Source organism: Lacinutrix sp. MEBiC02595 (assembly GCF_053601555.1).
Window position 1 is genome coordinate 362,456 of record NZ_JBSHNU010000217.1, and the last position, 26,359, is coordinate 388,814.

The 26,359-nt window shown below is 35.2% G+C and carries 23 protein-coding genes; 11 read left to right on the top strand and 12 right to left on the bottom strand.

Annotation, left to right across the window (positions count from 1 at the left end; translation table 11 throughout):
• Nucleotides 1–304: 304 nt before the first annotated feature.
• A complete protein-coding gene (locus tag ACVCZW_RS09455; RefSeq protein ID WP_452232263.1) occupies nt 305–757 on the bottom strand; it encodes a TlpA family protein disulfide reductase in 453 nt (150 codons plus the stop codon).
• Nucleotides 758–1,402, bottom strand: a complete 645-nt coding sequence (locus tag ACVCZW_RS09460; RefSeq protein ID WP_452232264.1) for a thiamine phosphate synthase — start codon at nt 1,400–1,402, stop codon at nt 758–760.
• A 245-nt stretch (nt 1,403–1,647) separates the two neighbouring features.
• Between ACVCZW_RS09460 and ACVCZW_RS09465 the strand changes: the two genes are divergently transcribed.
• The 3 genes from ACVCZW_RS09465 to ACVCZW_RS09475 all read left to right on the top strand — a co-directional run bounded on the left by ACVCZW_RS09465 (nt 1,648) and on the right by ACVCZW_RS09475 (nt 3,688).
• Nucleotides 1,648–2,652: an LLM class flavin-dependent oxidoreductase gene (locus tag ACVCZW_RS09465; protein WP_452232265.1), complete on the top strand. Its 1,005-nt coding sequence runs from the start codon at nt 1,648–1,650 to the stop codon at nt 2,650–2,652.
• 121 nt (nt 2,653–2,773) lie between these two features.
• Complete coding sequence (locus ACVCZW_RS09470) at nt 2,774–3,076, top strand: HPF/RaiA family ribosome-associated protein (protein WP_452229962.1); 303 nt, start codon at nt 2,774–2,776, stop codon at nt 3,074–3,076.
• Between the two features lie 102 nt (nt 3,077–3,178).
• Entirely contained in the window at nt 3,179–3,688 is a 510-nt protein-coding gene (locus tag ACVCZW_RS09475; RefSeq protein ID WP_452229963.1) for a redoxin domain-containing protein, read from the top strand.
• Nucleotides 3,689–3,845: 157 nt separating this feature from the next.
• Here the strand turns inward: ACVCZW_RS09475 and ACVCZW_RS09480 are convergent, their stop codons facing one another.
• A complete protein-coding gene (locus tag ACVCZW_RS09480; protein WP_452232266.1) occupies nt 3,846–4,433 on the bottom strand; it encodes a thiamine phosphate synthase in 588 nt (195 codons plus the stop codon).
• Nucleotides 4,434–4,761: 328 nt separating this feature from the next.
• Between ACVCZW_RS09480 and ACVCZW_RS09485 the strand changes: the two genes are divergently transcribed.
• The 7 genes from ACVCZW_RS09485 (at nt 4,762) to ACVCZW_RS09515 (ending at nt 11,470) form a co-directional block, all read left to right on the top strand.
• Nucleotides 4,762–5,328, top strand: a complete 567-nt coding sequence (locus tag ACVCZW_RS09485) for a porin family protein (RefSeq protein WP_452229965.1) — start codon at nt 4,762–4,764, stop codon at nt 5,326–5,328.
• Between the two features lie 200 nt (nt 5,329–5,528).
• The gene (locus ACVCZW_RS09490; protein ID WP_452232267.1) at nt 5,529–7,496 is read left to right on the top strand and encodes a LodA/GoxA family CTQ-dependent oxidase; all 1,968 of its coding nucleotides are present in this window, start codon (nt 5,529–5,531) and stop codon (nt 7,494–7,496) included.
• On the top strand, nt 7,483–8,592 hold the full coding sequence (locus tag ACVCZW_RS09495) for an NAD(P)/FAD-dependent oxidoreductase (RefSeq protein WP_452232268.1): 1,110 nt from the start codon (nt 7,483–7,485) through the stop codon (nt 8,590–8,592). Before ACVCZW_RS09490 ends, ACVCZW_RS09495 begins: the two co-directional genes overlap by 14 nt.
• Nucleotides 8,593–8,632: 40 nt before the next feature.
• Nucleotides 8,633–9,232 carry a Crp/Fnr family transcriptional regulator gene (locus tag ACVCZW_RS09500; RefSeq protein WP_452229968.1) on the top strand — a complete coding sequence of 200 codons (600 nt, stop codon included), beginning with the start codon at nt 8,633–8,635 and terminating at the stop codon, nt 9,230–9,232.
• Between the two features lie 104 nt (nt 9,233–9,336).
• Nucleotides 9,337–10,209 (top strand): pirin family protein, encoded by an 873-nt coding sequence (locus ACVCZW_RS09505; RefSeq protein WP_452232269.1) that lies wholly within the window; start codon nt 9,337–9,339, stop codon nt 10,207–10,209.
• 51 nt (nt 10,210–10,260) lie between these two features.
• A complete protein-coding gene (locus ACVCZW_RS09510; RefSeq protein WP_452232270.1) occupies nt 10,261–10,578 on the top strand; it encodes a GNAT family N-acetyltransferase in 318 nt (105 codons plus the stop codon).
• Between the two features lie 4 nt (nt 10,579–10,582).
• Nucleotides 10,583–11,470 (top strand): pirin family protein, encoded by an 888-nt coding sequence (locus tag ACVCZW_RS09515; protein WP_452232271.1) that lies wholly within the window; start codon nt 10,583–10,585, stop codon nt 11,468–11,470.
• A gap of 46 nt (nt 11,471–11,516) precedes the next feature.
• Here ACVCZW_RS09515 and ACVCZW_RS09520 read toward each other — a convergent pair whose 3' ends face one another.
• Nucleotides 11,517–12,380 (bottom strand): outer membrane beta-barrel protein, encoded by an 864-nt coding sequence (locus ACVCZW_RS09520; RefSeq protein WP_452232272.1) that lies wholly within the window; start codon nt 12,378–12,380, stop codon nt 11,517–11,519.
• Nucleotides 12,381–12,624: 244 nt separating this feature from the next.
• Complete coding sequence (locus ACVCZW_RS09525) at nt 12,625–13,515, bottom strand: DUF6268 family outer membrane beta-barrel protein (protein ID WP_452232273.1); 891 nt, start codon at nt 13,513–13,515, stop codon at nt 12,625–12,627.
• A 702-nt stretch (nt 13,516–14,217) separates the two neighbouring features.
• Between ACVCZW_RS09525 and ACVCZW_RS09530 the strand changes: the two genes are divergently transcribed.
• Nucleotides 14,218–15,720, top strand: coding sequence for a GMC family oxidoreductase (locus ACVCZW_RS09530; protein WP_452232274.1), 1,503 nt, complete (start codon nt 14,218–14,220; stop codon nt 15,718–15,720).
• Between the two features lie 167 nt (nt 15,721–15,887).
• Here ACVCZW_RS09530 and ACVCZW_RS09535 read toward each other — a convergent pair whose 3' ends face one another.
• From ACVCZW_RS09535 to ACVCZW_RS09565, 7 genes are all read right to left on the bottom strand, one after another.
• Nucleotides 15,888–16,304: a heavy-metal-associated domain-containing protein gene (locus tag ACVCZW_RS09535; RefSeq protein WP_452229975.1), complete on the bottom strand. Its 417-nt coding sequence runs from the start codon at nt 16,302–16,304 to the stop codon at nt 15,888–15,890.
• A gap of 26 nt (nt 16,305–16,330) precedes the next feature.
• The gene (locus ACVCZW_RS09540; RefSeq protein WP_452229976.1) at nt 16,331–16,486 is read right to left on the bottom strand and encodes a hypothetical protein; all 156 of its coding nucleotides are present in this window, start codon (nt 16,484–16,486) and stop codon (nt 16,331–16,333) included.
• Nucleotides 16,487–16,512: 26 nt separating this feature from the next.
• On the bottom strand, nt 16,513–18,225 hold the full coding sequence (locus tag ACVCZW_RS09545) for an efflux RND transporter periplasmic adaptor subunit (protein ID WP_452232275.1): 1,713 nt from the start codon (nt 18,223–18,225) through the stop codon (nt 16,513–16,515).
• An 86-nt stretch (nt 18,226–18,311) separates the two neighbouring features.
• Nucleotides 18,312–20,813, bottom strand: coding sequence for a heavy metal translocating P-type ATPase (locus tag ACVCZW_RS09550; protein ID WP_452232276.1), 2,502 nt, complete (start codon nt 20,811–20,813; stop codon nt 18,312–18,314).
• Nucleotides 20,813–22,090 (bottom strand): TolC family protein, encoded by a 1,278-nt coding sequence (locus ACVCZW_RS09555; protein ID WP_452232277.1) that lies wholly within the window; start codon nt 22,088–22,090, stop codon nt 20,813–20,815. Before ACVCZW_RS09555 ends, ACVCZW_RS09550 begins: the two co-directional genes overlap by 1 nt.
• Nucleotides 22,090–22,443 (bottom strand): four helix bundle protein, encoded by a 354-nt coding sequence (locus ACVCZW_RS09560; protein WP_452232278.1) that lies wholly within the window; start codon nt 22,441–22,443, stop codon nt 22,090–22,092. Before ACVCZW_RS09560 ends, ACVCZW_RS09555 begins: the two co-directional genes overlap by 1 nt.
• A gap of 27 nt (nt 22,444–22,470) precedes the next feature.
• A complete protein-coding gene (locus ACVCZW_RS09565; RefSeq protein WP_452232279.1) occupies nt 22,471–26,307 on the bottom strand; it encodes an efflux RND transporter permease subunit in 3,837 nt (1,278 codons plus the stop codon).
• Nucleotides 26,308–26,359: the final 52 nt, after the last annotated feature.

Genomic DNA, 26,359 nt, shown 5'->3' on the forward strand with positions numbered 1-26,359 from the left:
TAATTTATTTTTTTAAAAGTTTTACTTAGTCAAATGTAAACAATATTAAATAGCTATAATGTAGCAGGTTAAAAATAAAAGGAAATGCATTTTTAAGTGTAATTTGGAAATAAATTAAGTGCATTTCTTCAGTTTTAAGGAAATGCAAAAAACCACAAAGAGGCAGTATTCCGTGCTTGTACCTTTATGTAGAATAATGGAGGAAGGAAACCTAAAAAAAAATTAATTTCTCTTTTTAATTGCCATCCTATGACAACCAATATACTTCCTGAAAAAACTTGTAATTCGCATGTATATTTTAGAACTATTCTTGTTCCTTACCCTTTTCCACTAAACTCTCCAGCGCATAATACAATCTATTCTTCGCATTATCTTGCGACCCAAAAATAGAACGAAATAGTTCTCCTTTTTCTGTGATTAGTAACCATTGTGGTGTGCCTTCCGATTCAAATTGGTCGTACACTTTATGAGCTGCATCGATATAAATTGGAAACGGATTTTCACCACTAGTAAAAATGCTTTTAATATTTGCTTTGGTGCCTTCTCTATTTACAAAATCGGCATGAATACCTGCTACTTGAATGGTTGGATATTTCTGTTGAAAGTCGTAAGCCAAAGGTATAGCGCGACCTGTACATCCCAAACAATCGTTATTATAGATAATAAGTAGCAACACTTTATTTTTATAGATTTCCATTAAATCTACTGGAATACCATCCAAATCTTTTACGACTATCGATTGTATTAAATCATTCATTTATTCAAAGGTATGACGTTGTTCTTGGGTAGAAGATGCATTTAATAATTGGTTAAAGGTTTTTATTGCATCAAAATCTTGGGTAATAGCTTCAGAAACAGCAATTCCAGAAATTTCCGTTTTTAATATATCTACAACATCTGCTGTGGTGATGCCTCCAAAACCAATAATTGGAATAGGCGTTTTTAAATTATCTGTAATTGCAGTAAATCCTTTTATTCCTAAAACAGGACCTAAATGAGCGTTGGTTGTTGTTTCTCTAAAAGGACCTAAAACAATATAATCGATAGATGCATCTAATAGTTTTTCACAATCTGCTAAAGTATTTGCCGCACCACCAATACTTTGCCAAGCGTATAAATGTTTTCTAACTACAGTAGGCGAGACGTCTGTTTTTTCTAAATACACACCATCCGCTTTAATTTCTTTTGCCACTTTATAATAACCGCTTATTACTAATCTCGTTTGAAAAACAGATGTAATTTTAATCGCTTCTTTAGCAACTTTTAAGAGCTTTTTTTCGGAAGCATTTTCCATACCAAGTTGCACTAATTCGGCTCCAGAAGTACATGCTTTTTGTATGTTTTCTAAAATTTCTTTTGATGAATTTCCTGCTGCTATATAATGTAATTTTGGTATAATCATATCTTTGTTTCTTATGGTGTACTGCATTCAAAAAATGGAATGCGCTGCAAAAATACGACTATTATAAGAATCCAAGTACAGAATAGCCTTTGGAAATGGAAGCATTTATTTTTCAGTATAAAAAGTATAGAAACCGATATTTTAGTATTCCTTGTAATAGGATTAAAAACATACGGAATGATGTAATTTTGTCTAAGATAAAACGACTATATTAAACTTAATACTACAATTGATTATAAGCATTTATGAAAACCAATACAACATCTTATTCTATATTAGACCTTGCTTTAGTTTCTAAAGGTCATACGCTAAAAGAAACTTATACTAATGTCCTTGAACTAGCACAGCATGCTGAAACCTTTGGTTACAAACGCTATTGGCTAGCAGAACATCATAATTCGGCGAATATTGCGAGTAGTGCGACTTCTATTTTAATTGGCTATGTTGCACAAGGCACAAGTACCATTCGTGTTGGTTCTGGAGGTGTTATGTTACCTAATCATTCGCCGTTAATCATTGCAGAACAGTTTGGTACTCTAGGATCCATATACCCAAATCGAATTGATTTAGGATTAGGAAGAGCTCCAGGAACAGATAGAGAAACAGCGCAAGCCATACGATCTGATTTTATGCAAGCGGCACATTCTTTTCCAAACGAATTAGAAAAAATACAAACCTACTTTTCGGTAGAAAATGCGACTGCTAAAGTACGGGCTACAGTTGCTGAAGGCGTAGATGTTCCTGTTTACATTTTAGGCTCAAGTACAGATAGTGCGCATTTAGCAGCTAAAAAAGGTTTGCCTTATGCTTTCGCTAGTCACTTTGCTACAACGCATTTATGGGAAGCTTTGAAGATTTATCGCAAAGAGTTTCAGCCTTCCGAAGTACTACAAAAACCATATGTAATGGTTGGAGTGAATATTATCATTGCAGATACCGACGAAGAAGCTCAAAATCTAGCAACCTCTTTAATCCGAATGATTGTAGGTATATTTACTGGAAAACGGGATGCGGTGCAACCACCAACACCAATGACAGACGACTTAAAACAAGTGATGCAAAATCCGCAAGTACACCAAATGCTTAAGTATTCTTTTATTGGTAGTAAAGCCACTGTTAAAGCCCAAGTAAAAGAGTTTATGGAGCAAACAGATGCCGACGAATTAATAGCAGTTACCAATATTTATGATATAAAAGATAGAATACGATCTTACGAATTGTTTGCCGAAATTATGAAGGAGTTACAATAAAAGACACCGATAGTATTTGGCATATGCGTTCATATAGATAGCGTTTACGACAATGTTAGTGACTAATTATAATTAATTTTACCATAGAAGGATAATTAATTAATTAAAAATGAAGAAGACTATGACTATACATTTTGAATATCACGACGTAGAAGCAAATAAAGAAATAGAGGCATTTGCAATCGAAAAATTAGAAAGCTTATTTAATAAGTATTCCATGATTATAAGAGCGGATGTTTTTTTTAAAACAGAAAATACGACCTCAGATCAAACGGGTAAGATTTGCAATATTCGCTTAAGTGTTTTTGGCCCTAGATTATTTGCAGAAGCTAGTCACGATAATTTTAGGAGTTCCATTTCAGAATCTATAAATGATTTAGGGAAACAATTAGCAAAGAAAAAAGAAAAAATGTCGAATTTTTAAAAACACATAAATAGCTATATATCAGTTATATTAAATAGTGTTAACAGTACCTTTAAATGAATCCGGATAATTACATTTATTCACAAAATAAAATATTTTAAAATGATAAAACCGCAAGAAAAAGCACCAGCATTAAAGATTTCATTAGTAAATGATACGACATGGAGTTTACAGGAACAAAAACCAGAGAACTTTACATTAATTGTTTTCTTTAGAGGGAAACATTGTCCGGTTTGTAAAATGCAATTAGAAGAATTACAAGCCAAAATTAACGATTTTACAGAAAGAGGAGTAAACGTAATCGCCATTAGTACCAACACCAAAAATCTTGCAGAAGAAACCTATAAAGAATGGAATATTCCAAATATACCTTTAGGTTACGGTTTTTCTATAGAGGAAGCCAGAAAATGGGGCTTATTTATATCTAAGGGTATTAGTGAAAAAGAACCAGAACATTTTAGTGAACCTGGATTATTTTTAATCCATAAAGACGGCACTGTATATTGGGAATCTATACAATCTATGCCATTTGGACGTCCGCAATTTAAAGATGTCTTAAACGGAATCGATTATATTTTAAAACAAGGCTATCCTGCTAGAGGTGAAGCATAATAGCCATTGCTATTTGTAGTTTTTCTAGAAATGTTTTTCACAGAATAACTTTCTGGAAATTACTAAAATTTAAATATATAAAGAGCAATTTTATAGGATACGAATTATTACGAAGCGATAATTTTGTCTTATAAAATTGCTTTATTTTTATTCCTAATTATTGAAAATGTTCTTTCATTTTTTTGAAAACAGTAATGGGTGTATCACTGTTCCAAATACCACCTAAAACACCAACACCTTTAAAGCCTAATGTTTTAAATGCGTCTAAATTATCTGCAGTAACGCCTCCCATTCCTATAATGGTTTTATCTATCGCATGCACATCAAAACCACGACCAGCATAATCTTTTCTGGAAATGGAAGCAAACACCGGACTTAACAAATGGTAATCAAATTCAAAATAGCAATCTGCTACGTCTTGTGGCTCATGAAAAGAAGAACTTATCGTTTTTCCAAACATATTTAGCCCTTTAAAATATTGTCCTGGATTATCGATATGCGCAATTCTTTCTTGTTCTTGAAAATGAATTCCTTTTAAATTATAGTCATTAATTAACCTATGGTGATAATGTACTACAATTCGGTTATGATATTGTTGGTCTATTTTATTTAAATAATCACAATGTGCTTGATAATCCTTATCCGGTTTTCTAAAATGATAGCAGGTTAAACCTTCTTGAAATAATTGATTAAGAATTTCTATTTCATTAGGTATATCCTTTTCTGGTGCAATTACAACGATCATAGTCTTACTCTTTTTTCTATCTTATTTTTTCAAAGATAGTTCCCTTTCGTGATATGTATTGCTTTATCCTTTTAATATTTTTCTAACGGAAAGTAAAAAGGAAGACAAAATACTTCTTATTTATATTTTATGAAATCGGAAGAATTTTAAGAAACTACAAATATATTTTGCGTAGATAAATCAATGCGCCAAAGCAATTAACCAACTAGAAATCAGCACTTTTTAACACGCTGTTAAAGTTGGTTAAAAACGTTAAATCTATGATAAAAAGGAAAATAGAAGGAGTTATTTTTTTTTCATTTGTTAGGAACAATAAAAACTTTCAATCATGAAAAAACTATTACTTATTACCGTTATTTCCGTTATCGGATTTACAAAAGCACATGCCCAAGACATGGAATTCGGTGCGAAACTTGCCATTAATTACGCGAACCTTTACGGCGATTATGATGGAGATGATAGCGGCGTAACAAGCCTAATTAATTTTGGAGTTATGGCTGAAATGCACATCAATGAAAAATTCTCCTTTCAACCAGAAATCATGTATTCTATGCAAGGATATAGTACTGGAAATGGCAAGGACGACCTAGTGAATTTAAATTATTTGAATGTCCCTTTAATGGGAAAATACTACATCACCAAAGGTTTTAGTGTCGAAGCTGGTCCGCAAATAGGATTTTTACTTTCTGCAAAAAATGATGGCGATGATGTGAAAAGCAGTTTTAAAGGATTAGATCTTGGAGTGAACTTCGGATTGGGGTATAAACTAGAAAACGGTTTAAATTTTGGCGCTCGTTATAACTTAGGAGTATCTAATATCAATGATGTCGATGGTTCTACTGGCAAATTCAGAAATGGTGTAGCACAAGTATCTATTGGCTATTTCTTCTTATAAAACAGAATAGCTTTACACTTTTATACCTAACAAAAATGGTTCTCATGGCAACATGTAGAACCTTTTTTTATAGGATATATCATTTTTTTTTCTATTTAATAGTCACAATAACAGTATTTTACTCCAAAATTCAGGTATAAATACGGATTGTAGACCTCGTTTTATTTGTAGAACTTTACATAGAATCCATACCCTGTATTATGAAAACATCAGAAATAAGTTACGTTAGTATTTATCCACCTATCGGAATTTCCAGAATAGGAAACTCTCCGGAACACTTTTTAGCAGCAGAACAACCAGGAATATCTACCGTTCCAAAAGGAGGTTTCAAAGATGCATTAGGTCGTATTAAAAAGGAAGTAGCACGTTTTAGAATTTATGCTTTTGATGCTAATGGGAAACCGATACAAGAACTTACAGCAAATGAAGCTACCATTACTTGGCGAGCAGAAGTTGCCAATGTAAAACCTGCTTGGTATGATTTTAGGAATGCTATGGATTTGGGTACCTATTCTAAATCCGCAAAACCAAGAAATAACGATGTACAAGGAGCAGATCGAGAAAAACTAGCAATAAAACCTAGTTCCAAATCTATTTGTGGTAAAAATATAAAAGAGGGCAAGCACAACTTTGATGATGGATCGTTTTACGGAACACCAGTAAAGTTAGGACATTTAGAAACCGATACTGCTGGTCGTTTATTATTCTTCGCTGGAAACGGCGATGCCCAATCCCATGATAATCTACCTATTACCACTTTTGCAAATAATGATGGTTGGCATGATGATACTTGCGATGGTGTTATTCGAGCAACCGTTACTATAAATGGTGTAGACTATGAAGCTACGCCAGCAATGATTGCGGTGACACCACCAAATTTCGGACAAGGATTATATGGTGTGGTAACGATGAATGATGTGGTTCAAAATTTATTCATTACGCAAATGGGCTATCCAAATCCTTCTCAAAATGGTGTAGAATTCTACAGAGATATTTACCCAATATTAGAACGTATGAGTCAAACACAATGGGTGAATCAAGGTTTTAATATGCTGTTCGGACATAATTCACCTTCCAATTTTTCAAACCCCGATTTGGTTGCGGTATTAGCAAATCCGAGTGAAACCTCCAAATCTGCAAGAGATCGCGTATTCGAATGGTTTAGAGATCCGAATTCTAAAACTTGGGCACCAGCAAAAGTACCTCCATTTTATGGCGATGGTTTTGGAGATTATGAAAAAATAGCATTAGACGATTTACCAATTACCGTAACGCAATATCAGCGTTTACAACAATGGATGCTGGGTAATTTCAAATCAGGAACTCCTAAAGCATTTGTTCCTTTTGAAAAACTATCGCTTTCCGAACAAATAAACGCATTAAAACAAGCACCTTTAGAGGATTGCTTAGGCGGACCATTTCATCCCGGAATAGAACTTACATGGACTATGCGAATTATTCACATGTGGAAAGAACCATATCGTTTACATGTGCTTCCGGAAGGTAAAGCTATACATTTAGATTATGGTCCCATTTTAACACCAGAAGTTGCCACTGCTGCTAACGGTCCGTTTTCTGCAAACGGTCCAGGATCTTTAACCCGGTGGATGGGTGTACCATGGCAAACCGATGAAGCAAGTTGCCTTTCTGGATATACTGTTTCTACCTATTTACCATTACCATCTTTCTGGGCTGCACGAGTACCTAATCAGGTGTTAGCAGAAGATGGCTATTTGCGTATGCAAGCAGGGAATGTAGGCGTTGCACAACGTTTAAAACATTTAGATTATCGCCAAGATTGGCTACGAGATATTGAAGCTGACCATTTAAAACGACTAACCAATATGGTTGATGAATGGCATGAACTAGGTATCATCACCAAACAGGATAAACCGATCCCCAATAATACCGAAGGTTTTCTTCCCAAAGTTTCTTGGGTAGAAATGGGACGAAATTTTAGTGCGGAAGATCCGGATCCAACCTTTGCGCAAGTCGTATATGCCGAAGGAGATAAAGACAGTGTAGTAGATCCGCATTTAAAAGCAGATGTAGGCGTAACGCTTATGGCTGAAAACTTAGAACACGCGCAGAAAAAAGTTGCAGAATTACGTAAAGATGCACCTAAAACGAATAGAAAAAGAAGAACATTAGATCGTGGCGAACGTTAAAAACACATACGATGTTATTATTATAGGCGGAGGACCTGCCGGAATTGCTACAGCATTAACACTTGGTGCAAGAGGGATTTCGCATGTTATTGTCGAGGCTAATTTAGTCCCCACACGAAAGCTAGGAGAAGCAATTCCGCCAAACGCAAAACCCTTATTAAAAAAATTAGGTATTCAACATTTGGTAGAAGCAAAGGAACATCATCCTTATTATGGTAATAAAAGTTGTTGGGGAAATTCGGCATTAGAATTAAAAGAATTTATCGCAGGTATTTATGGCCATGGCTATTTATTGGATCGATTGCGCTTTGAAGAACAACTACGAATGCACGTTATAAACCAAGGAAGTTCCTTTATGGCCGGTTATAAGTTTCGGAAAGTAGAACGAACCAATATAGGAGTTGAAGTAAGTATTCAAAATGAAAATGAAACACAAGTCCTTTCTGCAAAATACGTTGTGGATGCCACAGGAAGAAAAGCATCCGTTTGTCAGCAATTAGGAATTAAAAAACAGCAATTAGATAACCAGTTTGCAATGGTTTGTAAAGCAACTTTGGAAGCTCCAATGCCACATCAAATTCTAGTAGAAGCTACAGAAAATGGTTGGTGGTACGTTGCGCCACAAAAGGATAACGAGATTATACTTTTATTTTTTACAGATCGTGATTTCTTGCCAGAAAAGAAAAACACTATTGCTTTTATAGAAGCGGAACTGAAGAATACAGCGCATATTTCTAAGTTATTAGCTTTTGCCGTGCTGGATCTAGAGCACTTAAAAATAATGCCTGCAGGAACAAGTAAACTAGCTAAAACCTTTGGGGATTGTTGGATGGCAGTAGGAGATGCCGCATATACATTTGATCCTATTTCTTCTTACGGAATTACCTCTGCGTTAGCATCTGGTTATTATGCTGGACATGCGCTTGCTAGTGTTTTTGCTAATAAAGAAGATGCCTTGCTAGCTTATACTTATGTGCTTGAAAATGCTTTTCAAGGCTATATGGAAAAACTAGAAGCGCAATATGCTTTAGAAAACCGTTGGAAAGAAAGTGCTTTCTGGAAAAAAAGAAGAACAGCAATGTCTATTAATACGTAAAATAGGAATTCTTAGATTCTAATTATTTACCTTTATATCTATGATGAAGGTACCCAATTTTAAAAAACATATTATAGAAAAATGCGGATTATCGGAAAGCGAATTCACGCAAATAGCACCTTTTATTAAAACAAAGAAAGTTTCTAAAAACGATTTCCTTTTACAGCAAGGTGAAATCTGTTCCCATTCCTTTTTTGTAGAACAAGGCGTATTGCGTTTTTATGCTTTAAATGAAGAAGGCAAAGAAAGCATTCTACAATTCGCATCCGAAAACTGGATTGTTAGCGATCGCGGAAGCGTCTTCTTTCAAGAACCTTCTACATACTATATCGATGCCATTGAAGATACGCTAACCGTAATGTTAGACGAAGATTTTGTGAATCGTGTAGCGAAAATAAATCCGGATTTCAGAAAACAAAACGAAAACTTACTACAAAACCATATTCGGCATTTGTACAAACGCATCAGTTTGTTATTAGGAGCTTCTGCAAGAATACGCTATTTAGAATTTGTCGGGATGTATCCAGATATGTTACTTCGTGTGCCACAATGGATGATTGCTTCCTATTTAGGGATTACTCCAGAAAGTTTAAGTCGTGTGCGTAAAGCTTTAGCAGCAGAAAACTTTTCACGTAAGTGATATAGAAACAGTTATAATTTCTAAAAAGGCACTTCTTATCATAGGTCAATGCAGAACTTTTAGATTTCCTGTAATTTTACAGTAATCAAATAAAAGTACACATTATGAAAACTAAAAATATAGAAAAAGTAACCAGACCAGGAACACCACATTTTGTGGGTGACGGATTTAGAGTACACAATTTTATTCCCGGAACATCGACCATGCAACGTATGGATCCATTTATTATGTTGGATTATAATTCCAAATTCAACTTCCCAGCAACCGATAAACCAAAAGGCGTTGGCGTACATCCGCATAGAGGTTTTGAAACCGTAACTATTGCATATAAAGGTCGTGTGCAACATGATGATAGTTCTGGTGGAGGTGGAATCATTGGGGAAGGCGATGTACAATGGATGACTGCAGCTTCAGGTGTTTTACATAAAGAATTTCATGAAACCGAATGGAGCAAAACAGGAGGGGAATTTCAAATGGTACAATTGTGGGTAAATCTTCCTGCTAAAGACAAAATGAGCACACCAAAATACCAAGCAATTTCTAATTCAGAAATAACTAAAGTAGCTTTACCAGATGCTGCCGGAGAAGTAGAAGTAATTGCAGGAGAGTTTCAAGGAAATAAAGGTGCGGCATCTACCTTTTCACCAATTAATATGTTTAATGTGAAATTGAAAAAAGGAGGGAAGACGCAATTGTCTTTTCCAGAACATTATACTACAAGTATTTTAATGGTAGAAGGTGCAGCAAAAGTGAATGAAATTGTGGATGCACCACAAGATCACTTTGTAATGTTTAAAAACGATGGAGAAACCTTTAGTATCGAAGCAGTTGAAGATGCTGTAATATTGGTATTAAGTGGTGAACCGATTAACGAGCCAATTGCTGCGCACGGACCATTTGTAATGAATACCGAAGCAGAATTAATGGAAGCTTTTCAAGATTTCAATACTGGAAAATTCGGGTATTTAGAAGATTAATAAACCTTTAAAACAGTTCTTTTTTGGAGCTGTTTTTTATATATTTAAAAAATGAGAGAAGACTTTACAAACATACCGCTGTATAAAAACGAAGAAAAGAAACGTTTCGAAATAGAAATCGATAACAGCATTGCTTTTGTAACCTATAAAGAAACAGACAACCAAGTTGCATTATTGCATACCGAAGTAGAACCGGCTTTAAACGGTCGCGGTATTGCAGGCGCTTTGGTAGAAAAAACCTTGCAATATGCAGAAGACCATAACAAAATGGTACTGCCATATTGTTCTTATATATTGAGTTATATTCAAAAACATCCCGAAAAGAAGAAGCTTGTAGATCCTAGTTTTAAAGAGTATAATAAACTATAAAACCATGTCCAATACCAAACTAATAATTGAAGAACGCGCTGCCAACATTGGTAATTTTCTGGTGGGGAGATTGTTGCCTTTTCGACAGAAGCGTATGGTTGGTCCTTTTATATTTATCGATCACATGGGACCGGTTTGCATGGATGAAAAAGAAAATATGGATATTGCCATGCATCCACATATTGGTTTATCTACCTTAACCTTTTTATTTGAAGGTGCTATTATGCATCGCGATAGTTTGGGTACCGAAGTAGAAATCACCGCTGGAGCCGTAAATTGGATGACTGCAGGAAAAGGCGTTGTGCATACCGAGCGCACTCCCGAGCGTTTAAGAACTTCGGATAAAATGTTACATGGTTTACAAATTTGGGTCGCTTTACCGAAAGAAGAAGAGCAATGTAAACCATCGTTTACCCATGTTTCCGCCGAAGAAATCCCTAGTTGGGAAGTAAATGGGGTGCATTTTAAGTTAATAGCAGGAGCAGCTTTTGGCAAGAAATCTGCTGTTCCTGTGTACAGTCCGTTATACTTTTTGGAAATCCATTCCGCGGAAGCGAAAACCGTAAACATAGGCGAACATTTATTTGGAGAAAGCGCATTATATATTTTAGAAGGAAGTATCACGAGTGACGGCCATACCTACCAACCAAAACAATTATTGGTAGCAAAAGACAGTACATTGTGCAGTTTTGAAATAGCAGCCAACACGACAATTTACATTTTTGGAGGCGATACTTTACCAGAAGAACGCTTTATAGAATGGAATTTTGTGGCTTCTAACAAAGCACTAATTGCACAAGCGAAAAAAGATTGGGAAGCCGGTAAATTTCCAAATGTTCCTAAAGAAACGGTGCGTATCCCATTACCGCCACCAAGACGTTTTGGCGGATAATGAAGTAAAATAGAGGATTTCTATTCGCTGTTAAGTTCTAAAAGCCTTATTCCTTTTTAGCCGATTTATTAAAGGTATAGGTGATACCAAAATTAATTCCGAAAGAAGAATACGGTACTTTTTGAGACAGTTTTTTAGACGCATCGGTATTGCTATTATCCAGATTATCTACATAGGTAGTTTCTTTATTATAACCATCTGGTAAATTATCTAAAGAATAAAAACCAGCCACCGCAACGGTGCCATCTGGTAAAACAATATCGGTATTAAATTCGGAAAGCTCGGAATCTTTCCGTTTTAAGCTAATCCCGTAATATTCTGCTTCTACAAAAAGGCTTAAGTTGTTCTTCAAATCGTATTTATAACCAAGCGCAGCAATAAAACCTAAAGGAAATTGTCCGTGAAAATCTTCTTTATAATTAGTTTCCGAATACGAACCTAACGGCACACCAAAAGCATCTGCTTGATCTTGTGAAAACACGGTTTTATCATAGATCACCGCTTCTGTTTTACCACCAACTTTTATTAAAGCACCAAAACGCCCGTAAATATTATTGGTAAATCGATAAACCATAGAAGCAGAAGCGCCAAAAGCACGCGCTCTAGCCACGGCATCGACTTCTCTATTTGGAAGATTCACTTTAGATACGGTTTGATCGGTACCATGCAAATAACCTAATCCTATTTCTGCACCAAAAGATTCTCCGAAGAAATAAGTTCCTCGTAATTGAAAATTGGCACCTTCCCCGTAGCTACCATAGCTGTTTTCGGTTTCTAAGGAATTGATTTTTTCTCCTAATTTCATCTCGGCACTTCCTATGGCATAACCAGAACTCACCGAAACTTGAAATTGTGCAAATGATAAGCTACTTATAAATAAGGCCGTACATACTATAATTACCTGTTTCATGACTTTTTATTTAGTAGTATGAAGGTATGAAAAAGTAGGGGATTTTTAAAGCGTTTTCATGGTCTTTTTGATATATAGTTGATGGTGTAGATCAGATCAAGGTGCTTTGGGACACCACTAGAAAGCGAATGTGTCTTACTACCAATTGCTATGGAATTTGCTTAATACAATTAGACTAATGGGATTAGAACAGAGTTTTGATATAAGATTTTCATATCCAAGCAAACCGATAAAATATTACCAATTAAAGCTTAAACCGGATCCCAGTTCGTAAATACAGCGTATTCGAATTGTCTAGATCTATAATATCGTCTCTGTTTTTATCTCTTAAATGCACCGAATTACTCAAAATATAGGAAGTCCGTGCATAAAACTGTAAGTGTTTTGTGAAATGAAACTCGTATTGCAATCCGCTTAATATTAAAGACATGTTTACGCTTTCGGCCACCACGGCATCATTTACAAGCACACCACGTTGTAAGTTGGCTGTAAATCCGTCTAAATCTGCATAGGCTTTTAGGCGATGTTTTGCAGAAATATGATATTGTAGGTTCGTTTTAGGAATCCCAACATTATACGACCATTTGGGATGAAATTTTCGGTAATAACTAATAAAAGGTAGCGGATACGGAAAACCACGATTTCCTGAATAGGACGCGCCAATAATAAGTCGCCAAGGTTTCTTAACGTCTTCACTTTCTTTTTTATTCTTTATAAATACCACCACTCCGGAAAGTATCACATCTTCAAAAGATAGACTTGTAGCCGATAAATTGGTACTAAATCCAGGAGATAATCTTGCACCTAAACGCCAATCGTTCTTTAATGTTGTGGTGTATCCTATATTAATATCCAAAGACTGAAAATCGCTAAGTTGCTCTTTATCAAAAGGACGATCATCTCCTTCCATTCTTAAATTAAAATTACTATAATCTAATCCTAAAAACAAGTACTCTTTTTCGTTTTTCAGTTTTATAGGCACGTTAAATAAGGCTCTAGATCTGGTATATTCTACATTCGAATTTCCTGCAGGAAGTATGGTGTAGTCTATCTTAGCTAAATCGCCCAATTGCGAAAAACTATAGTTTGTAATACTTATAACAATTAGAAAACACAGACATTTTACCTTTTTCATTTTTTTACTATACGATTTATAGGGAGGCTTTTTTAACGAAATGATATATAGGATTTTTTTAATGTTGCTTGATATTAAATTGATTTTGACGAATGGTTACCGCTCTAAAGGAAAATATCACCAAAGCGAAAAGTCCCATCCGTGCAAAAATAATTGCTAAAATCTAGATATACAAAAGTTTTGGTTAGATTCATTTAGTTAAAAGTAGGATTTAGTTCTTGATTATGTCGAGAAATGTTAAAATTATTTTCAAAACAAAACAAAATATTAGTAAAAAGGGGTTACAAAATATATGCAACCTTTCTATTTGCGAAAACATAGCAATACTACAAAGACCGCGCAGGAGCGAAGTAAAAACCATGTTTTCCCATTTCGTATACAAGAGCTATCTTTTGGAAGGGTTTTGTAGAATGGATGAGATTTCTGATAAATTATAGTTAATAATTTTCGTAGAATACTATAATTTAACAATGAAATACTGTTAAATTTATATAATTCGCATTATAATTAATTTAAAACGAACTATACTTAAACTTTTGCTGTAAATAATTGATAATTTTACAATAGAAATAAACAAAACTCTCTTTTTAGCTCCCTTTGTAATTGGCATGTCATTCTAGAAATTCATGTGGTATTACATGTATGCATTCAGGGAAAATTTTCTAAGAAAAAGAAACGAATATTAATTAAATTAAAGCAAATATGAAATATGATTTTATAATAGTTGGTGCAGGATCTGCGGGATGTGTATTGGCTAATCGACTATCTGAAGACCCGAATCATACTGTCTTATTATTAGAAGCAGGAAGTCCAGATAATGATCCCAATATTCATTCTCCATCGGGTTGGCCAGCTACTTGGCAAACCAAAAGAGATTGGGCATATATGACCATACCTCAAAAAAATGCTGGAAATACGCCTCGTTATTGGCCTAGAGGAAAAACACTTGGTGGTAGTAGCAGTATTAATGGTATGATTTATATTAGAGGACACCACACCGATTACGATAATTGGGCGTATCAAGGATGCCAAGGTTGGGATTATGAAAGCGTGCTTCCTTATTTTAAAAAATCAGAAAATTTTGAAAAAGGAGCGAATAAATATCATGGGGATCAGGGACCACTGCATGTCACTCCTATAAAAAAACCAAGCCCGATATCGCATGTTGCTATTGCCGCATGTGAAGAATTAGGTTTTCCTAAAACAGACGATTTCAATGCTAACATTTGGGGTGCTGGTTTAAACGATTTAACCGTAACTCCAGAAGGAGAACGTTGTTCTACAGCAAAAGCTTTCTTAGTACCTATTTTGTCTCGCGAAAATTTAACAGTGGTTACCAATGCGCAAGCACAAAATTTAATTTTTGATGGTGAGACTTGTATTGGCGTTCGTTATAAAAAAGTAGACCAACTAATTACGGCACATAGCACAAAAGAAGTTATTGTATCTGCAGGGGCAATTGGTTCTCCACAGTTATTAATGCTTTCTGGTATAGGAAATGCTGAAGATTTAGAAAAACTAGGTATTGATATTGTGAAAAACCTTCCAGGTGTTGGACAAAATTTACATGATCACCTATTGACAAGTGTTATATTCGAAGCAAAACAGCAAATACCACCACCGCAAGCAAACCTTTTAGAAGCGCAGTTATTCTGGAAAAGTCGGCCAGATATGTTAGTTCCAGATTTACAACCACTTTTTATGGCATTACCGTATTACAGTCCTGGTTTTGAAGGTCCGGAAAATGCATTCACATTTTGCGCAGGTATCATTAGACCTGTAAGTAGAGGAGAAATAAAACTAAAGTCATCCAAACCTGATGACGAATTACATTTAGATCCAAATTATTTAGGAGAGCAAGCCGATGTAGATGCCATGTATGAAGCGGTTAAAATATGTCAGAAAATGGGTTACACGGAAGCAATGAAAGCATGGACAAAAGAAGAAGTGTATCCAGGTAAAGATAAAACCAAAGAAGAAGTTCTTGATTATATTAGAAAATCTTGCGCCACATACCATCATATGGTTGGTACTTGTAAGATGGGAATCGATAGTTTGGCAGTTGTTGATCCAGAACTAAAAGTACATGGAATAAAAGGATTACGAGTAGCAGATGCATCTATAATGCCAGCAATTACCTCTGGAAACACAAATGCTCCAGTGATTATGATTGGTGAGAAAGCTGCCGATATGATCTTGAATTAAAATTATATACCAAGCAAACAGTAGACGTTTCTTATAAAACTTCTTCTATTAAAGCCTTAACTAAAGAGAAAATAGGATTGGTATTCTTTCTATTATTAAAAAAAACCTATTAAAAATACTTGTTTTTAATAGGCTTTTTTGGCTTTATGATTTGGATGTGAAAGGTTTTATTCTGTCGGAGCTCCAGATGAATTCATTTTCATTTCATGATCATATTTACAACAATCCGGTAAATTCTCATAGGCTTTTTCACTTCCTAGAACTTTATCGGTATCATAACCAGAAGCTGCAACGGCATTATGAATAGCCATGGCATCAGTTTTAGTATCATCAAAAGAAACATTCATTTTCTTTTTATCTACATCCCAAGTTGCTTTAGATACACCAGCAACAGCATTTGCGGCTTTTTCGATCGTACTTTTACACATACCACAGTTTCCGCGTACACCAAAAGAAATATCGGCCATAGCCATTTCCTTGGATACTTCGGTAGTTGCTGTTTCTGTTTCCTGTTTGGTTTCGTTTTTACAACTTGTTAAACCCATTGTAGCTATTACAGCTAGACTTAAAACTATTTTCTTCATTGTTTAAAAATTTATGTATTTGTTATTTATTTAATTACTTGTAAAGCCCATACTATTAATAGAAATCCGACACCCGTTAAAGCTGGAGCTGGAATTTTCATTATAACACCAATACCAAGCATCGCTATTGCTGTTAAAGCAAGTAGAACGCTTATAATATTTAACTTCTTTATTCTAGTCATCCTATATTCGTTTTTAATGTTATTATTTATTTGATTTCTTGAATGACACTTCCACAGGTCATCATTGTCTCTCCGTAATACGGATTTCGGATATCTTTTTCATTACTCAGCCACATGGCACCATTGTTATTATTTGCCATTGGGCATTTTTGAACATATAATGTGGTATTCAAATCCTCTATATTCATAACTATTGCTACTATATTTTCATTGAGTATAACAAAATGCTCCCGTTGGTTTTCTATTTCTTTAGTTTCGGAAATCGCTTTTAGCATAGATAGCGTTTTATTAAAATGTCCTAATTCCATTTTCCCTAAACCAGTTACATCGAAATTTTGTGCTTTCTGATGCATAGTACCTGCAAAATCAGAAACCGTATTCCCATTACTTTCAATAAAGGCATCTTTCATCTTTAGGTACATAGGAAGTATTTCTTTAAACTCTTTTTGAAAATGGGTAGGGAATGTCATTTTCATAAGTTCCATAGCTGGTTTAGATGCTGCTGTATTGGATGTATTCATCATCGATTTCTTACCTTGTAATTGTGCCGCTGCGTCTACGGTAAAAGTCCCGTTGGTTACAATTTCATCTTCCTTTTGCAAACCTTCTAAAACGATATAATTACTACCTATTCGATTCCCTAATGTGATTTCACGCATTTCAAAAACAGGTGCTGTAGGATTAGTTTTTACATATACTACCGAACGCTTTCCGGTCCATAAAACAGCAGAAGCTGGAATTGATAATTCGTGTTCTTTACTGGAAGAAGCGATTCCTTTTATTTTTCCTTCCACAAACATTCCAGGTTTAAATAGATCTTCTTTATTATTAAGGACTACTCTTAATTTTACCGTTCGAGTTTTCATATCTAAAATAGGATCTATAAAATCTACTTTCCCTTGGAATGTTTTATCTGGATACGCATTGGTTGTTATTACAACAGCTTGCCCTTTTTTAAATTGGCTGATTTGATTTTCATACACATCAAAATTTGCCCAAACCGTGTTTAGGTTGGAGACTTTAAAAATGGGTTTTCCATCCATAATATGCGAACCTTCATTTATGGCAATTTCGGTCACCACACCAGATACATGTGAGTAAATTGTAAAACTTCTTTTTACTTGACCTGTCTGTTCCACTTCATCCAATTGTGATCCGTGAATCATCCAGTTTTTAAATTTATTTTTAACCGCATTATACAATTGTGGTTGCGATGCTTTTAACTTATAGGTGGTAATTAATTCTTGTTGTGCCGCAATAAGTGCTGGTGAATATATTTGAGCAATCGCCTGTCCTTTTTTAACACGTTCCCCTAACGAATTCACATATAGTTTTTCTATTCTTCCATCAAAATGAGCCGGCATGGTAGCTGTTTCATTTTCATTCTCCGTGATTTTTCCAGATAAAATGATACCGGAATCCGTATTGGTATTACTTGCACCAACCATAGAGGTTTGTATGTTTGCCAATGCCATTGCATTTTCTGAAAGTTGGAATTGATCCGCTAATAAACCATCCGAATTATTTTCTACAGGAATTAAATCCATCCCGCAAATAGGACAATCGCCAGGTTCCGTTTTCATAATTTGTGGATGCATGGAACAGGTCCACATTTGGTTTGTTTCTGCTACAGTATCGTGCTTGTGTATTTCTTCTGTATTTGATGCACCTCCAAAAAGGAACCATCCTAAAATTAATCCAACTATAATCAAACCTATATAAATACTATACTTTTTCATAAGTTTCTATGTTTTTAAAACCTACCAGGAAGCTTCCTCTGTCAGCAATACCTTGCAGGTTAATTATCTTATTATTTTTCATTATACTATATTTTAATATTTCTTAATCGCAATGCATTTGCAATCACCGAAACCGAACTAAAACTCATGGCTAAAGCTGCGATCATTGGGGATAATAAGATTCCGAAAACAGGAAATAAAACACCTGCTGCAATTGGTATTCCGATCGTGTTATAAATCAATGCAAAAAACAGATTCTGTTTAATATTTTTCATTACTGCAACGCTTAAATGTTGCGCTTTTACAATACCGTGTAAATCGCCTTTTACTAAAGTGATCATCGCACTTTCAATGGCTACATCTGTTCCTGTTCCCATCGCGATACCAACATCACTTTTCGCCAATGCCGGAGCATCATTAATGCCGTCACCAGCCATAGCTACAACTTTTCCTTGTTGTTGTAACTTCTCTACTTCTTGTAGTTTATTTTCTGGTAACATACTTGCTTTAAAGTCCGCAAGATGCAGTTCCGAAGCAACAGCTTGTGCGGTATCGTGATTATCACCTGTAAGCATTATTACTGCAATTCCTTTATCTTGAAGTGCCTTAATCGCTTTTGCGCTAGTTGTTTTTATTTTGTCTCCAATAACCACATAACCAACTACTGTTTTGTCTATGGATACATAGGAAACGGTCTTCCCTTGTTTTTGATAGGTTTTCACTTCTCCCTCCATTTTTGAAGTAATTTCAGCATGGACATAATCCATCATTTTAGGATTTCCTAAGGCTACTTTTTTATTGTTTATCGTAGCTTCCACACCTTTTCCTGTAACAGCACTAAAGCCTTCTGATTTTAATACTTCGCTATTTTGCTCTTTACCATATTTTACGGTGGCTTCGGCTAAAGGATGTTCACTATTTATATTTAAAGACACAATGTATTGCAGCACTTCTTTATCCGTTAAAACGGTATTAAATGCAGCTGCTTTTTCTACGGTTGGTTTTCCTTCGGTAATGGTTCCCGTTTTATCAATAATTAAAGTATCTACTTTGGCCATTCTTTCCAATGCTTCTGCATTTTTTACCAAGACACCATTTTGAGCACCTTTACCAACACCAACCATTATAGACATTGGCGTCGCTAAACCTAGTGCACACGGACAAGCAATAATTAATACGGCAATGGCATTGACAAAGGCATATACATAAACAGGTTCTGGTCCCCAAATAGTCCAGATTGCAAAAGTGATTAAAGAAATAAGAACCACAACAGGCACAAAATAACCAGAAACTTTATCTGCTAAGTTCTGAATTGGCGCGCGACTTCTACTAGCATCATTCACCATTTGAATAATTTGAGAGAGTAGTGTATCGCTACCAATTTTTTCAGCTTTCATTAAAAAAGTTTGATTTCCATTGATGGTACCACCGCTTACTTTATCGCCTTCGAATCGGTCTACAGGAAGGGGTTCTCCAGAAATCATAGATTCGTCAATAGTGGTGTTTCCTTCTGTAATAACACCATCTACAGGAATCTTATCTCCAGGTTTTACTTTTAGAATATCGTGTAAAGCAATCTTATCGATAGGCACTTCCATAGCTTCGCCATTTACTATTTTGGTTGCTTTATTGGGTGCTAATTTTAGTAACTCTTTTACTGCGGAATTGGTTTTACTATGCGCACGCGCTTCTAAAAGTTGTCCTAAAAGCACCAATGTTAGAATTACCGTTGCCGCTTCAAAATACACATGTACGGCACCAGAAGCTGTTTTAAATTGACTTGGAAAAATGTCTGGGAAGAACATTCCGAATACCGAAAATAGCCAAGATACACCTGCACCAATTCCGATAAGTGTAAACATATTGAGATTCCATGTTTTGATACTTCGATAGGCACGTTCAAAAAACATCCAAGTGGCATAAAACACTACAGGAATCGATAGTGCAAACTGAATCCAATTCCATTGTTTCTGTTCCATAATAGTATATAATGGATTGTTTGGAATCATTTCACTCATGGCAATTAAAAATATAGGCACTGTGAATACCACTGCAATCCAGAACTTTTTTAAGAGCTTTTTATAGGTTTTCTCTTCTGCGGAAATATCTGGTTTCATGGGTACTAAATCCATACCGCAAATAGGGCAGGAGCCTGGCTCATCTTTTATAATTTCTGGATGCATTGGGCAAGTCCATTGCTCTGCAGTATGGATAGATAGATTTTGCTCTTCTACTAAATCCATTCCACAAACCGGACAATCACCAGGCTTATCGTAAGTTTTATCACCTTCACAATGCATTGGGCAATAGAACGTCCCGCTGCCATTTCCTTTTGGTTGCACGTCTTTTTTAACTTCTGTATGCTGGTGATGTTCTCCTAATTTGTGAATGCTATATCGTCCACCATCCTTTTTTAGAGCTTCTTGAAATTGTTCTAAAGGGATATGAGCTTCCATTTCTATGGTAGCTTCTGCTTTTTCTAAATCTACTGAAGCTTTAGAAACACCTTTTACTTTAGAAAGGGTTTCTTCAACATGACCGCGACAACCGTTGCAAGTCATTCCATGTATGTGATAGGTATGTTTCATTATTTTTGAGTTAGATAATTAATAATTGTGGATTGTACGTAATATGTTTTAATGGATTCTTTTTGATTCATCTCAAACTTCAATTGTAATTCTTGAATGTCTAAAACATCGTTAAAATCAATCGTTCCTGTTTCATAGCTTTTTACTAAAATAGTTTCCGCATCTTTCGCTTGCTTTAAATTTTTAGCTTGTATGTCGAATTTAATTCGCGACTGGTTACGTTGAGAAATGGCTTTGGATAAGTTAGCCTGCAATATATTTAGCCGCTCTACTTTTTGAAATTGGATTTCCTGTTTGCGGAGTTCATTTTGTTTAGAAACCGATTTATATTTCTTATTAAAAATTGGAATAGAAATGGAAACCATTGGCATTACAACATCTTTTCCGTTATCTATTAGGTTCATATCTGTTCGTTCGGAAACAGGAATATAATCCAACCCAAAGCCAAACATTGGCATAGCTTCTCGCTGGTTAAGCAGTTCTGATTGCGCTACCGATTCATATAACTTGTCATATTTTAAAAGTTCCGGATTTAAGGAAATCGTCTCCAATTCTAGTTGAAAATCTTCTTTAGGTATTTCTAAAGCTGCTACAACGGGTACTTCTAAATCATATTTACGATTCAATAAACTATTCAAAGCCGCCTGAAAACCTTTTGATTGTTGCGTTAAGACTTCATTTTCTTGTTGTAATTCATTTTGTCTTATTTGTAATCGAAGCACGTCTACAACAGATGCCTTACCAACTTCTACAGAAGTTAATGCAAGTTGCTCGTAGGTTTTTAACAAATCTATAGTGCTAGAAATCACTTCCTTTTTAGCTTTAATTTCATAAAGCTGATAATATAATTGGGAAACAGCAAGTACCAATTTTCGCTTTGCAATGGTGACCTCCACGTACTCTGTATCTGCCATAGAGGATGCGTAATTTTCCCTTGCGGTTATGGTTCCAAACCAAGGTAACATTTGTTTTACCGAAAATCGAGCACGTTGTGCACCAACACGAGTCTCTGGTGTGGTCACAAAATAACCTACACTAAATTCCGTATTAGGAATGTTATTTACTTCTTTTACTTTTTCGGAAGCAATACCATAGCGCAATTCATATTTCTTGATTTCTGGACTATTTTCTAAAGCTTCATTAATATAAGTTTCTAATTCTTGACCATTCATAAAGTGAAAAGTGAAAAGTGAAAAACTAAAAATAGCTATCCTTTTTAAATGAAAGTCGAAAGGTGAGGATATTAAAATCAGTACTTTTTTTAAAAGATTTCCCATTATAATTTAGATTTTGCTGTTTTTATAGAACTTACTAACATAGCCACCAGTTTTTTGTTTAATTCATTATGAACTTGGTATTGATCTTTATCCATATAATTTGTGTCTTTTAATAAATCGATCCAATACAACGTCTCATTTGCTTCTTTAAGCGAAATGCTCATTTTATTTATGAAATCTTTTTTTCTTTGAGCAAATTCAGCTTCACGAATTAATGCTCCAATTGCAGTTCCACTTCTTAAAAGTTGTTTACTCAAAATATATTCCTTTTTTTCTGTAACTAGTAATTGCGATAATTTCACAATTAAAATAGCAAAGGCATAACTTTTATCTTTTAAAATACTTTTACTCATGATTTTAAACTTTTAGTTTTTCACTTTTCACTTTTCACTTTTCACTTTTCTCTTTTCACTTTTTAATTTCATTTCCTCTCTCCAGCTATATAAAACGGGAACGATAAAGTAGGAGGTAACGTCAATTACCATTCCTCCAAATATTGGAATAGCCATCGGAATCATAATATCACTTCCTTTTCCTGTAGAAGTTAATACAGGTAGCAATGCAAGAATAGTCGTTACTGTGGTCATTAAACATGGACGAATACGTTTTTTGGCAGCTTCTAAAGCGGAAGCTCTAATACTCCTTTTATCCGTTGGTTTTTCACGATCAAAAGTTTGTTTGAGGTACGTGGCCATCACCACGCCGTCATCGGTAGCAATTCCGAATAATGCTATAAAACCGACCCAAACCGCGACACTTAAATTGATGGTTTTCATATTGAAGAGGTCTCTCATATTCTCACCGAAGAGACTGAAATTAAAGAACCAATTTTGTCCGTATAACCAAATCATAATAAAACCACCTGCAAATGCAACCGCAATTCCGGTAAATACCATTAATGAAGTGGTTACCGATTTAAATTGAAAATAAAGAATTAGAAGGATGATGGCTAATGCCAACGGAACAACAACAGCAAGTGTTTTTTCCGCACGTAACTGATTTTCATACGTTCCTGTGAATTTATAACTGATTCCTTTAGGAACAATTAACTCTCCAGAATCTATTTTTTGTTGAAATAAAGCTTGTGCATTTTCTACCACATTCACTTCTGCAAAACCATCGATTTTATCAAACAACACATAACCGACTAAAAAGGTATCTTCACTTTTAATAACTTGTGGACCTTTTTCATACCGAATCGTTGCCAATTCGCTTAACGGAACCGGACTTCCTTTTTCAACAGGAATATATATGTCTTTTATATCTTCTGGATTACCACGTAATTCTCTTGGATATCGAACACGAACGGCATAACGCTCTCGCCCTTCCACGGTTTGGGTTAGTGCCATTCCTCCAATAGCCACTTTCAGTACACTTTGCACATCTTCAATAGAAATTCCGTAACGTGCAATTTTTTCTCTATCGATATCAATTAGCAAATACGGTTTACCAACAATTCTATCGGCAAAAACGGCTTCGACTTTAACACCTTCTGCTTGTTTTAAAAGGTTTTCCAATTCCAACCCGAAAGCTTCGATTTGTTTTAAATCTTGTCCTTTTACTTTTATTCCCATCGGAGCCCGCATTCCTGTTTGTAACATTACCAATCGAGTTTCAATAGGTTGTAATTTTGGAGCAGAAGTTACACCTGGTAATTTGGTGACTTTTATTATTTCTTTCCAAATATCATCTGGATTCTTAATTTCTGGTCGCCAGTTACGGTAGAATTCACCATCGTTATCTTCAATTAGCTGGGAATTTGAAACTGTGGTTGTCACTTCGAGTGATTCTGATTTTTCATCCGAATTATTTCGAGAAGTATAGGATCTCGATACATCACTCGTACCTCGTGATACTCGATCTGACATTCTATTTAATCTTTCACTACCATCAGTCGCCAATTGTCCGTTTTTCAATATAAACAAGCCATCGGCATTCACTTTATAACGTTGCCTTTTTCCTTCGGCATTACGCATATATTCGGATTTATACTGAATCATATTTTCGTACATTGATAAAGGCGCAGGATCTAACGCAGATTCTGTTCTACCAGCTTTTCCTACTACCATTTCAATTTCTGGAATGGTAGCAACTGCCATATCTAATTGCTGTAATACCCGTTTATTTTCTTCTACACCCGCATGCGGTAGCGAAGTAGGCATTAATAGAAATGATCCCTCATTTAAAGAAGGCATGAACTCTTTTCCTGTGTTGTTCATAATCCAAACTCCAGAAACAAGAACGGTAGCAGGAATAATTAGAAATAGCATTTTGTTTGCCAAAGCCCATTTTAAAATGCTTCCGTAATAGATTCTTAAAACGGAGAAGATTCCTAAAATTCCGAAGCAAATAATAGCCACAAAAACTAAATTGATTAGAATACTACGATCAAAACCTAAGGGTCTCCAATATTCGGCAAGTAGAAATACAATGGCTGCTGAAGAAATAATGATGTTAATCAAGTTTCCTTTTTTAGCATCTATTTTACCCAAAACAATCAGTAAACCTGTAATTCCGAAAGCAATTAAAATGGTTCCTAACCAATAACCAGATAGGATTACTGCAATTCCGGCAACTATTATTGCGGTATTTAAGAAATATCTAAAGGTGTTTTTAAGTACTGTTTTTCGGAATAAAAAAGCGGCTAATGGCGGAATTATAAATAAAGCAATTACCAAGGATGCCGATAAAGCCATAGTTTTTGTAAATGCTAAAGGTCTAAATAGTTTTCCTTCGGCACCAATCATTGTAAAAACAGGTACAAAACTTATTATGGTAGTTAAAACGGCTGTTAAAATTGCACCAGATACTTCCGCAGTAGCGTTATAAACAATTTCGTTAATAGTATACGCGGTACCATCTTCACGAAATCTTAATTTTTGCTCATCCAGATGGCGAATCATATTTTCGGCAAGTATGACGCCAACATCCACCATAGTTCCAATAGCTATGGCAATACCTGAAAGTGCTACAATATTTGCATCGACATGAAATAGTTTCATCGTTACAAAAACCATTAAAATCGCAACTGGTAATAATCCGGAAATTAAAAGGGATGCTCTTAAATTAAACACCATTATAATAATCACCAAAATAGTAATTAGTATTTCTAGCGTTAATGCTTCACTAAGTGTGTCTAAGGTTTCTACAATAAGTTCGGAACGATCATAAAAAGGAACCACTGTTAGTTGTGAGGTTCTTCCATCTGCTAAAACTTTAGTAGGCAAACCACCTTTTAGCTCATCAATTTTCGCTTTTACATTGGTAATTACTTCCATTGGATTGGCGCCATATCTAGCAACTACAACACCACCAACCACTTCGGCACCTTCTTTATCTAATAAACCACGACGTGCAGCAGGACCTAAAGATACTTTAGCAATGTCTTTAATCTTGATGGCTGTATACTCTTCGGAAGTTACTACGGCATTTTCAATATCTGCAACCGATTTTACATAGCCTAAACCACGAACTAAATATTCGGCTTGATTGATTTCTAACGTTTGCGCACCAATATCTTGATTACTACTTTTAACTGCCTTTACCACTTGGTTTAAACCAATATTATATTGACGCATTAACTCTGGGTTCACATCTATTTGATATTCTTGCACATAACCACCAATAGAAGCTACTTCGGAAACACCACTTGCAGAAGATAATGCATATTTTACGTAGTAATCTTGAATGCTACGTAACTCTTGTAAATCCCAGCCACCAGTTACTTTTCCGTTTTCATCGCGACCTTCTAAGGTGTACCAATATACCTGACCTAAACCGGTAGCATCTGGACCCAAAGCAGGATTAATACCATCTGGTAATACATTATTTGGTAGGGAGTTTAATTTTTCTAAAATCCGACTTCGGCTCCAATAAAATTCGATGTCTTCCTCAAAAATAATATAGATACTAGAGAAACCAAACATAGAAGAACTACGAATGGTTTTAACACCAGGAATACCGAGTAGGGAAGTGGTTAGTGGATAGGTAATTTGGTCTTCGATATCTTGTGGCGAACGACCTTCCCATTTTGTAAAAACGATTTGCTGGTTTTCACCAATATCGGGAATAGCATCTACAGCTACTGGATCACTTGGCAAAAAGCCAGTTTCCCAATTAAAAGGTGCATTTACAGTTCCCCATCCTATAAAAAGGACGAGTAATAAAACGGCTACGAGTTTATTCTCTATTAAGAATTTAATGCTTTTATTTAGCATGAATTTTGATTATTAAACAGTTAGAAAGGGATGCTATCCCAAATAGGAAAAC

What these genes read in the sequence shown, in the direction of transcription:
- ACVCZW_RS09525 (WP_452232273.1), bottom strand. Translation starts at nt 13,515, where the DNA reads ATGAAAAAGGTAAAATGTCTGTGTTTTCTAATTGTTATAAGTATTACA.
- ACVCZW_RS09515 (WP_452232271.1), top strand. Translation starts at nt 10,583, where the DNA reads ATGTCCAATACCAAACTAATAATTGAAGAACGCGCTGCCAACATTGGT.
- ACVCZW_RS09565 (WP_452232279.1), bottom strand. Translation starts at nt 26,307, where the DNA reads ATGCTAAATAAAAGCATTAAATTCTTAATAGAGAATAAACTCGTAGCC.
- ACVCZW_RS09455 (WP_452232263.1), bottom strand. Translation starts at nt 757, where the DNA reads ATGAATGATTTAATACAATCGATAGTCGTAAAAGATTTGGATGGTATT.
- ACVCZW_RS09460 (WP_452232264.1), bottom strand. Translation starts at nt 1,402, where the DNA reads ATGATTATACCAAAATTACATTATATAGCAGCAGGAAATTCATCAAAA.
- ACVCZW_RS09545 (WP_452232275.1), bottom strand. Translation starts at nt 18,225, where the DNA reads ATGAAAAAGTATAGTATTTATATAGGTTTGATTATAGTTGGATTAATT.
- ACVCZW_RS09510 (WP_452232270.1), top strand. Translation starts at nt 10,261, where the DNA reads ATGAGAGAAGACTTTACAAACATACCGCTGTATAAAAACGAAGAAAAG.
- ACVCZW_RS09505 (WP_452232269.1), top strand. Translation starts at nt 9,337, where the DNA reads ATGAAAACTAAAAATATAGAAAAAGTAACCAGACCAGGAACACCACAT.
- ACVCZW_RS09465 (WP_452232265.1), top strand. Translation starts at nt 1,648, where the DNA reads ATGAAAACCAATACAACATCTTATTCTATATTAGACCTTGCTTTAGTT.
- ACVCZW_RS09535 (WP_452229975.1), bottom strand. Translation starts at nt 16,304, where the DNA reads ATGAAGAAAATAGTTTTAAGTCTAGCTGTAATAGCTACAATGGGTTTA.
- ACVCZW_RS09485 (WP_452229965.1), top strand. Translation starts at nt 4,762, where the DNA reads ATGAAAAAACTATTACTTATTACCGTTATTTCCGTTATCGGATTTACA.
- ACVCZW_RS09560 (WP_452232278.1), bottom strand. Translation starts at nt 22,443, where the DNA reads ATGAGTAAAAGTATTTTAAAAGATAAAAGTTATGCCTTTGCTATTTTA.
- ACVCZW_RS09540 (WP_452229976.1), bottom strand. Translation starts at nt 16,486, where the DNA reads ATGACTAGAATAAAGAAGTTAAATATTATAAGCGTTCTACTTGCTTTA.
- ACVCZW_RS09470 (WP_452229962.1), top strand. Translation starts at nt 2,774, where the DNA reads ATGACTATACATTTTGAATATCACGACGTAGAAGCAAATAAAGAAATA.
- ACVCZW_RS09475 (WP_452229963.1), top strand. Translation starts at nt 3,179, where the DNA reads ATGATAAAACCGCAAGAAAAAGCACCAGCATTAAAGATTTCATTAGTA.
- ACVCZW_RS09550 (WP_452232276.1), bottom strand. Translation starts at nt 20,813, where the DNA reads ATGAAACATACCTATCACATACATGGAATGACTTGCAACGGTTGTCGC.
- ACVCZW_RS09530 (WP_452232274.1), top strand. Translation starts at nt 14,218, where the DNA reads ATGAAATATGATTTTATAATAGTTGGTGCAGGATCTGCGGGATGTGTA.
- ACVCZW_RS09490 (WP_452232267.1), top strand. Translation starts at nt 5,529, where the DNA reads ATGAAAACATCAGAAATAAGTTACGTTAGTATTTATCCACCTATCGGA.
- ACVCZW_RS09480 (WP_452232266.1), bottom strand. Translation starts at nt 4,433, where the DNA reads ATGATCGTTGTAATTGCACCAGAAAAGGATATACCTAATGAAATAGAA.
- ACVCZW_RS09500 (WP_452229968.1), top strand. Translation starts at nt 8,633, where the DNA reads ATGATGAAGGTACCCAATTTTAAAAAACATATTATAGAAAAATGCGGA.
- ACVCZW_RS09520 (WP_452232272.1), bottom strand. Translation starts at nt 12,380, where the DNA reads ATGAAACAGGTAATTATAGTATGTACGGCCTTATTTATAAGTAGCTTA.
- ACVCZW_RS09555 (WP_452232277.1), bottom strand. Translation starts at nt 22,090, where the DNA reads ATGGGAAATCTTTTAAAAAAAGTACTGATTTTAATATCCTCACCTTTC.